The 12,828-nt window shown below is 59.1% G+C and carries 9 protein-coding genes; 6 read left to right on the top strand and 3 right to left on the bottom strand.

All coding sequences use genetic code 11. The features are described 5' to 3' along the window. Positions 1 to 98: 98 nt before the first annotated feature. Positions 99 to 317 carry a DUF2970 domain-containing protein gene (locus ACYZUA_RS14795; protein WP_008154959.1) on the top strand — a complete coding sequence of 73 codons (219 nt, stop codon included), beginning with the start codon at positions 99 to 101 and terminating at the stop codon, positions 315 to 317. Here ACYZUA_RS14795 and ACYZUA_RS14790 read toward each other — a convergent pair. Then, on the bottom strand, positions 314 to 1,387 hold the full coding sequence (locus tag ACYZUA_RS14790; RefSeq protein WP_461959434.1) for an ABC transporter substrate-binding protein: 1,074 nt from the start codon (positions 1,385 to 1,387) through the stop codon (positions 314 to 316). The two genes, ACYZUA_RS14795 and ACYZUA_RS14790, sit on opposite strands and share 4 nt — an antisense overlap. A gap of 525 nt (positions 1,388 to 1,912) precedes the next feature. On the opposite strand from ACYZUA_RS14790, the gene ACYZUA_RS14785 reads away from it, so the two are divergent. Together ACYZUA_RS14785 and ACYZUA_RS14780 are read left to right on the top strand one after the other, a co-directional pair. Continuing rightward, positions 1,913 to 3,571, top strand: coding sequence for a nitrite/sulfite reductase (locus tag ACYZUA_RS14785; protein WP_461959433.1), 1,659 nt, complete (start codon positions 1,913 to 1,915; stop codon positions 3,569 to 3,571). Then, entirely contained in the window at positions 3,555 to 4,049 is a 495-nt protein-coding gene (locus ACYZUA_RS14780; protein WP_461959432.1) for a DUF934 domain-containing protein, read from the top strand. The genes ACYZUA_RS14785 and ACYZUA_RS14780 overlap by 17 nt, the downstream gene beginning before the upstream one ends. Before the next feature lie 51 nt (positions 4,050 to 4,100). On the opposite strand, the gene ACYZUA_RS14775 is transcribed toward ACYZUA_RS14780, so the two are convergent. Then, positions 4,101 to 7,901 (bottom strand): dermonecrotic toxin domain-containing protein, encoded by a 3,801-nt coding sequence (locus ACYZUA_RS14775; protein WP_461959431.1) that lies wholly within the window; start codon positions 7,899 to 7,901, stop codon positions 4,101 to 4,103. Positions 7,902 to 8,099: 198 nt separating this feature from the next. Further along, complete coding sequence (gene sohB, locus ACYZUA_RS14770; RefSeq protein ID WP_461959430.1) at positions 8,100 to 9,125, bottom strand: protease SohB; 1,026 nt, start codon at positions 9,123 to 9,125, stop codon at positions 8,100 to 8,102. 203 nt (positions 9,126 to 9,328) lie between these two features. On the opposite strand from sohB, the gene ACYZUA_RS14765 reads away from it, so the two are divergent. From ACYZUA_RS14765 to ACYZUA_RS14755, 3 genes are all read left to right on the top strand, one after another. Continuing rightward, entirely contained in the window at positions 9,329 to 10,039 is a 711-nt protein-coding gene (locus tag ACYZUA_RS14765) for a histidine phosphatase family protein (RefSeq protein WP_415760374.1), read from the top strand. Positions 10,040 to 10,103: 64 nt separating this feature from the next. After that, positions 10,104 to 10,418 carry an SCP2 sterol-binding domain-containing protein gene (locus tag ACYZUA_RS14760; RefSeq protein ID WP_008154977.1) on the top strand — a complete coding sequence of 105 codons (315 nt, stop codon included), beginning with the start codon at positions 10,104 to 10,106 and terminating at the stop codon, positions 10,416 to 10,418. Positions 10,419 to 10,725: 307 nt separating this feature from the next. Further along, positions 10,726 to 12,573: an amidohydrolase gene (locus tag ACYZUA_RS14755; protein ID WP_461963850.1), complete on the top strand. Its 1,848-nt coding sequence runs from the start codon at positions 10,726 to 10,728 to the stop codon at positions 12,571 to 12,573. Positions 12,574 to 12,828: the final 255 nt, after the last annotated feature.

Genomic DNA, 12,828 nt, shown 5'->3' with positions numbered 1-12,828 from the left:
TCCAGGGCGGTACATATTTATACCGGGTAGCGCCGGGGGGGATGTTCTTTCCGCGGGTTGGCTATGCTTGTCTTACTCAAACGGGAGACGAGGGGTTTATGGACGATCCAGCCGACAACAAGCCGCCCACTTTCTGGCAGATGCTGCACAGCGTCATGGCGGCGGCGTTCGGGGTGCAGAGCGGGAAGAACCGGGCGCGGGACTTCACTCACGGCAAGCCCAGTCATTTCGTGATTCTGGGGATTTTGTTCACGGCCGTGTTCGCGTTGACGCTGTACGGCATCGTGCAACTGGTGGTGCATCTGGCCGGGGTTTAGCGCATCAAGGTTTGCAGGCTGAACGGATAGCGATACGACGTCGGCCGGCCCTTGGCTGAAAGTCGACGGAAGTTCACACCGTAATCCGGTGATTCCCCCATGGCCAGCAATCGCCTGGCCTGTGCCTTATCGATCAGTTGCAGCAACGGGATTTGCCGGTCCCGGCCGCCGTAATGGCCAAGATCCACGCCCTGATCAAGATCATGCAACTCCACCAGCGCCCAGCCGCCCAACGTGAAGTGCCCGCCCAACAGCACGCTGATGCGTCCGTCAACCATCGCCTGTAACGCCGCCGGCGAGGTGTTGACCGCGCTGAACAACGCATCCTTGCCGGGTATCCCACCCGTCTCCGAATACGCCTGCATGGCGCCAAACGCCATTTCGTCATTGGCTGACCACACCAGCGAGACCTTCGGGTAACGCCGCAGCAGCAGTTTGGCCTGTTCATAGGCCCGTTCCCGGGTCCAGCCGCTGTAAACCAGTTGGCGCAAGCGCACTTCAGGGTGCTCGGCCAAGGCCCGCATCATGCCTTGCTCGCGCAGTTGCGCCGAAGGGGTGATCTTCAGGCCGGAAAACGCCAGCAACTCGATGACCTGACCGGGCGCCGCGGGCGGATGCTGGCGAATCAGTTCCTTGAGCATCAGGTAGCCACCCTCCTCATCGTTGGGCACCAGACTGCCCAACTGATCAGAGCGATCCCCCAGCAGGCTCTGCTGATTGGCCGTCAGCGAAGCGTTGACCATAAACAGCTTCACCCCGCTGCCCTGGGCCAGACGAATAATCTGCGGTGCGACGTACTGTTCGTTGGCGAACATCAGATAGTCCGGACGATTGGGGCCTTGCAGCGCCTGACGCGCTTGCGCCAGCGTGAGCTCCGGCATGCGTCGGGAATAGAGGATTCGCAGATCAATGCCCAGATCCGTGGCGGCCGCCTGCATGAATTGCGAATAGCTGATCCAGAAGGCTTCGTCAGTCTTTCCGGGGCTCAGGAACAATACCGATTCCGCGCGCGCAACGGAGCCGTAAATCGCACCAAGTATCAGCAGGAATGAGTAGAAAAACTTCAACATTGATCGTTCGAGCCCCCCGGCAATTCGCCGCGCATTATAGCCAGCGAAGACCCGCAAAACGGCGTTTACTCCGGTTATTGTCCGACAATCGTCGGAATGGGGCCCGGACGGGGTCGGTTATTGATGGCTGACCCAAAATACCGCGGTGCCCACGACCAGGATGATCAGGAACAGAATGGCCCAAGCATCGACCGTGCTATCGGGTTTTGACGTTTTGGTAGGGTTGCTCATTGCATCGCCTCTTGTCGGTTTTATCGGTGATTGCATAAAGACTCGAGCACAGTTAAGACGATGATTGCCCGCACCACAAATGTGGGTTTTACCTCATTGGCTTTCATTAGTCGTTTTGGTTCTTTACATATACTCAAACATCACTTTTGCGCATAACTGCAAACTGGTATCTTGCCCCGGCTCCGTTGGGAGTGCGCGGCCGTGCGCGCAGAATTGCCGAGGCAGTATCGGAAACTTCAGCAAGCGAAAAACGCCACTGGATCCGACCGGCCCAAGCCTGAGAACAGGACTTATATGTACGTATACGACGAGTACGATCAGCGGATCATCGAGGACCGCGTCAAGCAGTTCCGTGATCAGACCCGACGCTATCTGGCAGGCGAGCTGAGCGAAGAAGAATTCCGCCCCCTGCGCCTGCAAAATGGCCTTTATATCCAGCGCTTCGCGCCGATGTTGCGAGTGGCGGTGCCTTACGGCCAACTGACTTCGCGCCAGACGCGAATGATGGCCAGGATTGCCCGTGATTTCGACAAGGGCTATGCCCACATCAGCACCCGGCAGAACGTACAGTTCAACTGGCCGGCGCTGGAAGACATCCCGGACATCCTTGCCGAACTGGCGACCGTGCAAATGCACGCGATCCAGACCAGCGGCAACTGCTTGCGCAACGTCACCACCGACCAGTTCGCCGGTGTCGCTGCCGACGAGCTGATCGATCCGCGCCCGTGGTGCGAGATCGTCCGTCAATGGACCACGTTCCACCCTGAATTCGCTTACTTGCCGCGCAAGTTCAAGATCGCCATCAACGGTTCGACTTCCGACCGTGCGGCCATCGAAGTCCATGACATCGGCCTTGAGCCGGTGCACAACGCCGCTGGCGAGCTGGGCTTCCGTGTGCTGGTGGGCGGCGGTCTCGGCCGTACCCCGGTGGTGGGCGCGTTCATCAATGAATTCCTGCCGTGGCAAGACCTGTTGAGCTATCTCGACGCCATCCTGCGGGTCTACAACCGCTACGGCCGTCGTGACAACAAGTACAAGGCGCGGATCAAGATCCTGGTCAAGGCCCTGACACCTGAAGTCTTCGCACAAAAAGTCGATGCGGAAATGGAGCACCTTCGCGGTGGCCAGACCACGTTGACCGAGGCCGAAGTGCATCGCGTCGCCAAACACTTCGTTGATCCGGAGTACAAGGCCCTGGACAACCAGACCCTGGCGTTGGCCGATCTCGATAAAGAACACCCGGGCTTCGCACGCTGGCGCACCCGCAATACCCTGGCTCACAAAAAGCCGGGTTATGTGGCCGTGACCCTGTCCCTGAAGCCGACCGGTGTCGCACCGGGCGACATCACCGACAAGCAACTCGATGCCGTTGCCGATCTGGCCGATCGTTACAGCTTCGGCCAACTGCGCACCTCCCACGAGCAGAACATCATTCTGGCCGACGTTGAGCAGACCCAACTGTTCGCGATGTGGGGCGAGTTGCGCGAGCAGGGTTTCGCCACGCCGAACATCGGCTTGCTGACCGACATCATCTGCTGCCCGGGCGGCGACTTCTGCTCCCTGGCCAACGCCAAGTCGATCCCGATCGCCGAGTCGATCCAGCGTCGCTTCGAAGACCTGGATTACCTGTTCGATATCGGCGAACTGGACCTGAACATCTCCGGCTGCATGAACGCCTGTGGTCACCACCACGTCGGCCACATCGGCATCCTCGGGGTGGACAAAAAAGGCGAAGAGTTCTATCAGGTGTCCCTGGGCGGTAGCGCCAGTCGCGATGCCAGCCTGGGCAAAATTCTCGGCCCGTCCTTCGCCCAGGAAGCCATGCCTGACGTGATCGAAAAGCTGATCGACGTGTACATCGAACAACGTACCGAAGACGAGCGTTTCATCGACACCTATCAGCGTATTGGCATCGACCTCTTCAAGGAGCGCGTCTATGCAGCGAATAATTAAGAACAACGAAGTCGTCGACGAAACCTGGCACTTGCTGCCCAAGGACTTCAACATCGACGAGATCAGCAACTGTGACGACCTGATCGTCCCGTTGCAGCTGTGGCGCGAACACAGCCGCATGCTCAAGGCCCGCGATGGCGGCTTGGGCGTATGGCTGGATGCCGATGAAGAAGCCGAAGAGATTGGTGAAGACGTGGCGAGTTTCCAGGTCATCGCCCTGAACTTCCCGGCCTTCACCGACGGCCGCAACTACTCCAATGCGCGCCTGCTGCGTGACCGTTATGGTTTCAAGGGCGAATTGCGGGCAATTGGCGATGTGCTGCGCGACCAGCTGTTCTACCTGCACCGCTGCGGTTTCGACGCCTTTGCGATCCGCGCCGATAAAGACCCGTACGAAGCCCTTGAAGGACTCAAGGACTTCTCGGTGACCTATCAGGCCGCCACCGACGAACCGCTGCCGCTGTTCCGGCGTCGTTGATCGTCCAGTCCTGAGCCCGGTTTCCGGGCTCAAGACTCCTTCCTCGCTGAGTTACAGATTGGCACGATCCTCCAGCGCCCCAAAAGCGGCCATCGGATGATCAAACCGCCCGCTGCTGCGACTCAATCGAGTCCACATTTCCTCCGAAGTATCGGCCTCGTGCAACAGTCGCCAGACTCGCGCCTGTACCGACAGATAACTCACCTTAAAATCGGCCGTCAGGCTCAGCCTGTTTATTACGTCTAAAAATCGCGTACTGGAAGGTTTGCCTGCCAATCGCTGCCAAAGCGCTTGCCGGGATTGTTGCAACGCTTCCTCGCAATCTCGCAGCCACACCATCGGCGAACCATAGTCGGCTCCGGGGGCGTCAAGCCATAGATTGATTCCCGTTTCCTCGCGATGACTGACAAGCCGGCGAAGCGTGTCTTCGTCCGTCAGCGGATTCCCCCATAAAAGCACGCGGTCGTCAGCGACAGCCTGATTCATGACCGCTGGTGGAACCCGGCTTATACGGTTATCACGTAAATCCAGAGTAGTCAGATAGGGCTCATCCTTGATCCCGATCGGGCACCGGCTGATCTGCGTATTCCTCAGGTTGAGCTGACGCAAATCGTTCAAGCCCAACACCAGCGGCGGTACACCCAGCGGGTTGTCACTCAAGTCCAGCGATTGCAAACGGGTCAGGTCACGCAGTTGGGACGCGGCGCTTTCACTGAAAACCAGCTGTGTGGCTCGCAGGTTTAGTGAGGAAAGGTGTTTGAATTGACTGATTGCCGGCGGTAAAGAGCGACCCGCGTCGCCGCCCACGAAGAAATGACGCAAGTCCACACTGTCCAGATTCAACACCTTGAGGTTTGGAAAGCTCTCGATAAACCCGTTCAAACTGCCCTCCTCGGTCAGGTGGAAGCCGCGCATCAATAGTTCGGTTACATCGTTCAACCTGACATTCAACACCGGTAACCGGTGATAGTTTTCAAAGGTCATATCCAGCGTGGTACGGGGAGCCCCTGCGCGCTTTTGCCAAATGCTGACCAGCTCGTTGGCCAGTTCGGTGCGGAGCGCCCGTTCGTCCTGCATCTCCTCCATGATTAGCTGGACGTTATAGGCCGCGATTTGTGCAGGGTTCAACCCCTGCGCCGCGGCATCCCCCAAGGCAATAAAGGGAAGGTCCATGTCGTTGACATCATCGGCGCCCTGATCTATCCAAATGCTCAAATCAGTGTTGAGTTGCTGAAACTGTTGCTTCAACTGATCGATGTGTACCTGAGCATTGCCACCTGCGCGCTGTAGCAATTCATCGGCCTCGTTATTCGAGAAATCCGGATAAAGCTCCTTGAGCTGCAACCTCATCATCTCGTGCGTCAACTCTTCGCCCTCTGGCGTACCGGGGAAGCCGCCGCCGCGTAGCCCTTGCGCCTCAAAGGGCAGACCGGAATCCATCCTGCCCAGACCGAGCACGAGTTCGGAGCGCGGCATTGCCTGATCGCCGACTTTCAGCTGCAACTCGCGGGCCGGATCGAGCGATGAAAGTTGCAGCGCCGAGCGTTCGTCTTCGGTCAAGACTTCAAGGACGGCCTCATAAAAGCCCGTTTGTGCATCGCGACATTGGTAACGGTCCCCGACCTTGATCAACCGGCGAACATGGGAGGAGTCAAACGCACCGGTACGGTCCAGAATCCGGCCTGCGAGAGATCCGTCGAGGACTTCGATTCGAAGGCTTTTTGGCCATCCGGAGAGATTTTTGAGGGAATGCAGGGCCAGTGTGTCCGACTCCGGGCTAACCACCGTCCGAAGGTACAGGCCTTCATAGGCACGATTGAGCCGCACATGTTGTTGATAATGGCGGGCCTTGCTGTCGAGGCGGTTGAATACTTGCCGGACCTGGATCGCGTCGGGCGGGCTCTGGATGTCCACGCCATAACGGTCGAGCATTTGCTCAATGGCGCTGTTGGGCAGGCCGGGGTATTGGCGCTGAAACAACCGGCCCCATTCATGCTCCGAGTGCTGAAGCGCTTCGTAACGGCTGTTGAACCGTTCGACTCGCTCGCCCTGCGACAAGGTGGCTTGCCCGAGCTCCTGATCAATCCTGAAGCGGCTGATGGTATCGGCCAGCAAAGGCGTCGGCGGGCGCCCGGCCTGCATCAGTCGCAGCATGTCGTCATCGACTGCACTGACCTTGCCGATCTGCGCCAGCACTTCATCGCTGAAAGACGCCACCGTCGGGCCAATTCCGCGGAGAAGTTCCACGCGGGTCGGCAGCGTCAGGTTCGATAGTCCGGGAGTCGGGGCAACGGCCTGATCCGGCGCCGGCCTGGCAACCTCCTTCCTCGATGCTGCGCCAGGTTCATGCACTCTCTCGGCAATGGCACTCGCCTCGGTAGCTTCACCCTTGAGCGCCGCGCCTGCGCCTGCCAGCGGCAGCGCATTGAGCAAGCCAAACACCGTGCGGGTCACGCCTGACGCTCGATCACTCGATGTTGCGCCGTTGACGGCCTGATCAAGGCCATACCCGGCGTCGATGATACCGGCCAGTACCATCAATCCTTCGCCACCGGGCACGAACAACGCCAACGGACCGAAACGGTTGATCCATTGCACGACCGGTTCGACGACGGCACTCAAGTTGTCCCGGTTGACCTGCGCATCGTCACGAATGGTCTGGACACTGACCCGGGAGGCCTCCTTCATGGTCAGAACCAGCTGGGCAAACGGATCGATGTCTGATGGCGAGTCATCGAAATTGATGTATCGGGCGGGCTCCCAAAGGCCGTCATCGTTGAAGAACCCCGCCTCTTTCCTCAGCCTGTGTACCTTCGGATAGACCCCCATGCCATCCAGCGCCGTCAACACACCGGCATGGAAAGTGCCGTCCTTGCGATCGTCTTCGGCGAAATGGGCGGCCAAGGCCTGTCTTGTATCGTCACGCCTGCCCTGCTTCACAATCCATTGGTGCAATTGCCCGGAATCGTCAAACAGGTGCAAGGGCGAAGAGTTGCCGGGGATGTACAACAGAATCCTGCCGTCGGGGTCACGGTAGCCCCAGATGTCTTTCGAGGTGTAGCGATAAACCTTCAGGCGTCCCGTCTTGAGCATCGCGGGCACCCTGGTGGGCGCTTGCAATTGTTCAATCGTCAGCGTTGACCATGCCTGATCCGACGGCAGTCCTGCCGCCTGCATGGCCAGCTCGCTCCCCTTTGGGGTCAGGCTATTTTCATGCCGCTGCAGCAAAGCGGCCATGACGAAGGCCGCTTTGGCCGAGGTTTTCAGCGCATGGGGTCTGGGGGCGACGATCACCTCATCCGATGGCCAGGCTTGATCGAGGTAAGCCTGATAACGGTACTGGAAATCCAGTTCCCAGACCCATTTCTTGAAGTCGGCGGGCCTCACGGCGATCTGGGTCAGCGGTCCGTAGCGCTGCGGAACGGTTTGGCGATAAATACCTTCGTAGGAATAGTGATAGTCGTTTCCGGGCTCGGCCAACTCATCGACGTGTTCCGTAACAACGATGGGCGGCCCGACATCGGGTGGCGTGTACAAGCCAAACGCTGTTTCGCCGAAACGCCCGTCGCCCACGGTTTGATAGTTGGAAATCAGCGCCTGCGCCAGGGACAGGGAACTCGCCACCCGCCCCTGATGGACGCCGTTCTGCGCAGATCGCCCGGCGTAGTCGTAATCGAGCGTCACCAGCTGCGCTGTCGTCGGGTCAATGTCTTGACCCCACTTTTGCTTGATCAGGTGTTCGCCAAATAGGCCGGGAGTCTGCGGCAGCGCGGCATTCACAGCGGACTTCAGCTCTTCGCGCATGCCGGGAAAGGTCGGTGCATTGTCGTCTTTGTGAGGGTGATCATTCATGGTGCATTCCATTGCAAGCATTCAGGAACACCACCCTAACTGACCACAGATCAACCGGAAGCGGGAGTGATCGACAATAACCTCAGGAAAATTCGCAAACGCCGGAAGGAAAATGGATGGACTTAAAAACCGCAAAAAAAAATGAAACCGGGGAAGAATCCACGGTTTCATTTTTTTAACGATGACGCTTTTTGAGTATTACCAGAAGCGTTGCTGGGTCAACCGGCTCCACCAGCTCAACAGCACCCGATCGACCGAGCCACTGGCCGCCATGCCGATGCGTTCCTGCAGACTTTTGCGCTCGGAGTAGTGCAAGAGGTAAAGCTCGGACTTCTTCGCACGTTCGGCGAGGTATTCATCGCTGGTCTTGAGCTCGTCCACCAGTTGCTTGTCCAGCGCCGCGACACCGAGCCAGATTTCACCGGTGGCCACTTCGTCGATGGCCAGTTGCGGGCGATAGCGGGAAACGAAGTTCTTGAACAACTGGTGAGTGATGTCCAGGTCTTCCTGGAACTTCTCGCGGCCCTTCTCGGTGTTTTCGCCAAACACCGTCAGGGTGCGCTTGTACTCGCCGGCGGTCAGCACTTCGAAGTCGATGTCGTGCTTTTTCAGCAGGCGGTTGACGTTAGGCAACTGCGCCACAACGCCGATAGAGCCGAGGATCGCGAACGGCGCGCTGATGATCTTCTCGCCGATGCACGCCATCATGTAGCCGCCGCTGGCCGCGACCTTGTCGATGCACACGGTCAACGGCACACCGGCATCACGGATACGCGCCAGCTGCGAGGACGCCAGACCGTAGCTATGAACCATGCCGCCGCCGCTTTCCAGCCGCAGCACCACTTCATCCTTGGGCGTGGCGAGGGTCAGCAGCGCGGTGATTTCATGGCGCAGGCTTTCAGTGGCCGAGGCCCTGATGTCGCCGTCGAAATCGAGCACGAACACCCGAGGTTTGGCTGCCTCAGGTTTTTTCTTTTGCTTTTTATCGGATTTGGCTTCGACCTTGCGCAAGGCCTTGAGCTGGTCCTTGTCGAGCAAGGTTTGCTCCAGGCGTTCGCGCAGCCCTTTGTAGAAATCATTGAGTTTGCTGACTTGCAACTGGCCGACCGACTTACGTCGACCTTTGCTGCGCAACGCCGCGAAACTGGCCAGGACCACCAGAATGGCGATCACCAGTGTCACGGTCTTAGCCAGAAAAACTGCGTACTCGGCAAAAAACTCCACAGGGACTCCTTCAATACGATGCGCAGCAAAAACGCGCGCGGGATACCTCCAGCATACTCATGCGCCGCCCCGGCGGCCAGCCGTGAAACCTCTGGCAACAGCCCTGTAACGGGCATTTCAAACAAGCGTATGTTTTTTCATTGACAGCTCACCGTCATCCTCATAACCTCGCCGAACCTTCAACGTACCGGGATGACGCGGACGTGGGCAGTATCTATTTGATTCGACATGGCCAGGCCTCCTTTGGTGCAGACGACTATGACGTCCTGTCGCCGACCGGTATTCGCCAGGCAGAAGTCCTCGGCCAGCACCTCGCCGAGCTGGGGATCAGCTTCGATCGCTGCCTCTCGGGCGATCTGCGCCGCCAGCAGCACACGGCCAACAGCGCACTGGAACAGTTCGCGGCGGCAGGCCTGCCGGTTCCCGTCGTGGAAATCGATTCCGCGTTCAATGAGTTCGACGCCGACGCGGTGATCCGCGCGCTGCTGCCGGCCATGTTACCGGACGAACCCGAAGCGCTGCACATCCTGCGCAATGCCGCGCAAAACCGCGGTGAATTCCAGCGAATCTTCGCCCTGATCATCGAACGCTGGCTCGCCGGCACTTATGACACACCAGGCCTGGAAAGCTGGCTGGGGTTTGTCGAACGGGTGCAAGCCGGTCTGCAGCGAATCCTCGAAAGCGCCGACAACACCCAGAAAATCGCCGTGTTCACCTCCGGCGGCACTATCACGGCCCTGCTCCACCTCATTACGCAAATGCCGGCAAAGCAGGCGTTTGAACTGAACTGGCAAATCGTCAACACCTCGCTCAACCTGCTGAAGTTTCGCGGTCGCGAGGTGGCTCTGTCTTCTTTCAACAGTCATGCGCACCTGCAGCTGTTGAAGACCCCGGAACTCATCACGTTTCGCTGAGTCCGGACTATTGTGCCCCTGGCTGTATTCACCCAGCTCTAATTACCCAAGAAAGGATCGAACCATGACCTCCGTAGCTGATGCCGTACAAGCAATGAAAGCCAAGTTCAACCCAGCCGCTGCTGCCGGTCTGGACCTGGTATTCGGTTTCCGCATTGACGACACCAAGAACTTCTCGCTGATCGTCAAGGACAGCACCTGCGAGCTCCAGGAAGGCGAAAACCCGGACGCCCAGGTGACTCTGGTCATGGACGGCGAAACCCTGGAAGGCATCGTCAGCGGCGAAACCGACGGCATGCAAGCTTTCATGGGCGGCAAACTGCGCGCTGAAGGCGACATGATGCTGGCCATGAAACTGTCCGAGCTGTTCCCGGCCTAAGCGCGCCGCTCCCGACCTTCGGGAGCACGCCTGGCTGCAAACGAATCCCGCCCCTCGTGGCGGGATTCGTCGTTTTTCGCCATTGGAAAACGGCTACCTGTGGATTTGCCGTCTATATTCCTTCTGGCCGCATGCGTCAGACATCGGCTGTTTGCCCTCGCTTTTTTATCAAGAGCCTTCGCGCGGAGCACTGCCCATGAGCCCACCTGACGACCACGACGGATTTAACCGCCGACGTGTACTGCAAGGCCTTTCGGCAGGCGCCGTCGGTGCCTGGATCAGCCCGCTAATCGCAGGGAGTAAAACCATGCCCGACGCCCCCGCCGACCTCATCCTGTACAACGGACGCCTGCACACCGTCGATCGCAAAAAACCTCAAGCCAGCGCCGTCGCGATCAAGGACGGACACTTCGTGGTGGTCGGCAGCGATGCCCAGGCCATGGCCCTGCAAGGCCCCGGCACACAAATTATCGACCTGCACGGTCGCACGGTGATTCCCGGTCTCAACGACTCGCACCTGCACCTGATCCGTGGTGGCCTCAACTACAACCTCGAATTGCGCTGGGAAGGCGTCCCCTCTCTGGTTGACGCGCTGCGCATGCTCAAGGATCAGGCGGACCGCACGCCCACGCCGCAATGGGTGCGGGTGGTCGGTGGCTGGAACGAGTTCCAGTTCGCCGAAAAACGCCTGCCGACGATCGATGAACTGAACAAGGCCGCGCCGGATACCCCGGTGTTCGTCCTGCACCTCTATGATCGCGCACTGCTCAACCGCGCCGCGTTGAAAGTGGTCGGCTATACCCGCGATACGCCAAATCCGCCGGGTGGCGAAATCCAGCGCGATGCCAATGGCGACCCGACGGGCATGCTGATCGCCCGCCCCAACGCGATGATTCTTTACTCGACCCTGGCCAAGGGGCCGAAACTGCCGCTGGAATACCAGGTCAACTCGACCCGCCAATTCATGCGCGAACTCAATCGCCTGGGTGTCACCAGCGCCATCGACGCCGGCGGCGGTTACCAGAATTACCCGGACGACTATCAAGTCATCCAGCAACTGGCCAAAGACCAGCAGCTCACCGTGCGCATCGCCTACAACCTGTTCACGCAGAAACCCAAGGAAGAGCTGACCGATTTCAAGAACTGGACCAGCACCTCCCACTACGGTCAGGGCGACGATTTTCTACGGCACAACGGTGCCGGGGAAATGCTGGTGTTCTCGGCGGCCGACTTCGAGGACTTTCTCGAACCCCGCCCCGACCTGCCGCAAACCATGGAGCAGGAACTCGAACCGGTGGTCCGCCATCTGGTGGAACAGCGCTGGCCGTTCCGCCTGCACGCCACCTACAACGAATCCATCAGCCGCATGCTCGACGTGTTCGAGAAGGTCAATCGCGACATTCCGTTCGACGGTTTGCCGTGGTTCTTCGACCACGCGGAAACCATCACCCCGCAGAACATCGAACGGGTAAAAGCCCTCGGCGGCGGCATCGCGATCCAGGACCGCATGGCATTTCAGGGCGAATACTTCGTCGACCGTTACGGCGCCAAGGCTGCCGAAGCCACGCCGCCCATCGCTCGTATGCTGGCCGAGGGCATTCCGGTCGGCGCCGGCACCGATGCCACGCGCGTGTCCAGCTACAACCCCTGGACTTCGCTGTATTGGCTGATCAGCGGTCGCACCGTCGGTGGTCTGGCGCTGTACCCGCAAGGCTTGAGCCGCGACACCGCGCTGGAACTCTTCACCCACGGCAGCGCCTGGTTTTCCTCCGAGCAAGGCAAAAAAGGCCAGATCAAAGTCGGACAATTGGCGGACTTGATTGCGCTGTCGGCGGACTACTTCCACATCGAGGATGAAGCGGTCAAATGGATCGAATCGGTATTGACCATCGTCGACGGCAAGATCGTCTACGGCAGCGTCGAGTTTGAAAAACTCGGGCCGCCTCCCGTCCCGGTGGTGCCTGAATGGTCGCCAGTCGCCAAAGTACCAGGCCATTGGAAACCCCTGGCGCCGCTGACGGCGCAGGTTCATCAATGCGTCGGGGCTTGCGCGGTGCATGCGCATAGCCATGAACGGGCGCGGCTGTCCTCGGCGCCTGTCAGTGATTTCACCGGTTTCTGGGGGGCCTTCGGTTGTTCGTGTTTTGCGTTTTGAAATGAGCCGCTAAAACATCGCAGCCTTCGCCAGCTCCTCGATCCCTGTAGCAGCTGCCGAAGGCTGTGGTGAGGGGATTTATCCCCGTTCGGCGGCGAAGCCGTCGTAATCCATTGGACGCGGTGTGGATAGAAAAAAAAGGGCCGCTTCGCAGCCCAACGGGGATAAATCCCCTCACCACAGCCTCGCAGGCTTCGCCAGCTGCTACATGAACTGATCCGGCGGTATCTGTTTACAATGCCTGCACTTCCCGCA

It is taken from the genome of Pseudomonas sp. LS2P72 (assembly GCF_054897865.1).
The sequence above is the reverse complement of the archived record's forward strand: the minus strand, read 5'-3'. Positions and strand labels throughout refer to the sequence as shown.